The sequence below is a fragment of the Mesorhizobium sp. CC13 genome, assembly GCF_039907765.1.
Lineage (GTDB): Bacteria > Pseudomonadota > Alphaproteobacteria > Rhizobiales > Rhizobiaceae > Aminobacter.
The window spans coordinates 1-1,126 of record NZ_JARDJI010000052.1 but is presented as its reverse complement, the minus strand read 5'-3'; the positions used below and the strand labels follow the sequence as shown (position 1 = coordinate 1,126).

The following is a 1,126-nucleotide window of genomic DNA, read 5'->3' as shown; positions in this document are numbered from 1 at the left end:
ATGAAAACCCGCGCCGCCGTCGCCGTTGGAGCAGGCAAGCCGCTCGAGATCATGGAGGTGGACCTCGAGGGCCCGCGCGAGGGCGAGGTGCTGGTCGAGATCAAGGCGACCGGCATCTGCCACACCGACGAGTTCACCCTGTCGGGCGCCGATCCCGAAGGCATCTTCCCGGCCATCCTCGGCCATGAGGGCGCCGGCGTCGTCGTCGACGTCGGCAAGGGGGTTTCCTCGCTCAAGAAGGGCGACCACGTCATCCCGCTCTACACGCCCGAATGCCGCTCCTGCCCGTCGTGCCTCAGCCGCAAGACCAACCTCTGCACCGCCATCCGCTCGACGCAGGGCCAGGGCCTGATGCCGGACGGTTCCAGCCGCTTCTCGATCGGCAAGGACAAGATCTTCCACTACATGGGCTGCTCGACGTTCTCGAACTTCACCGTGCTGCCCGAGATCGCACTCGCCAAGGTCAACCCCGACGCGCCCTTCGACAAGATCTGCTACATCGGCTGCGGCGTGACCACCGGCATCGGTGCTGTCATCAACACGGCACGCGTCGAGATCGGCGCCACCGCCATCGTCTTCGGCCTCGGCGGCATCGGCCTCAACGTCATCCAGGGCCTCAGGCTCGCGGGTGCCGACATGATCATCGGCGTCGACCTCAACAACGACAAGAAGGAATGGGGGACCCGCTTCGGCATGACCCACTTCGTCAACCCGAAGGAGGTCGACGGCGACATCGTGCCGTACCTGGTCAACATGACCAAGCGCGGCGCCGACCAGATCGGCGGCGCCGACTACACCTTCGACTGCACCGGCAACGTCAAGGTCATGCGCCAGGCGCTCGAAGCCAGCCATCGCGGCTGGGGCGAGTCGATCGTCATCGGCGTCGCCGGCGCCGGCCAGGAGATCTCGACGCGGCCGTTCCAGCTGGTCACCGGCCGGACCTGGAAGGGCACCGCCTTCGGCGGCGCCCGCGGCCGCACCGACGTGCCGAAGATCGTCGACTGGTACATGGAGGGCAAGATCCAGATCGACCCGATGATCACCCACACCCTCAAGCTCGAGGACATCAACAAGGGCTTCGACCTCATGCATGCCGGCGAGAGCATCAGAAGCGTCGTGGTCTACT

Annotated in this window: 1 protein-coding gene; it reads left to right on the top strand. The window is 66.0% G+C overall.

What is annotated here, in order from left to right:
* Positions 1-1,126, top strand: a 1,126-nt coding sequence (locus PV773_RS25115) for an S-(hydroxymethyl)glutathione dehydrogenase/class III alcohol dehydrogenase (RefSeq protein WP_347968986.1), incomplete at both ends; no start/stop codon positions are given.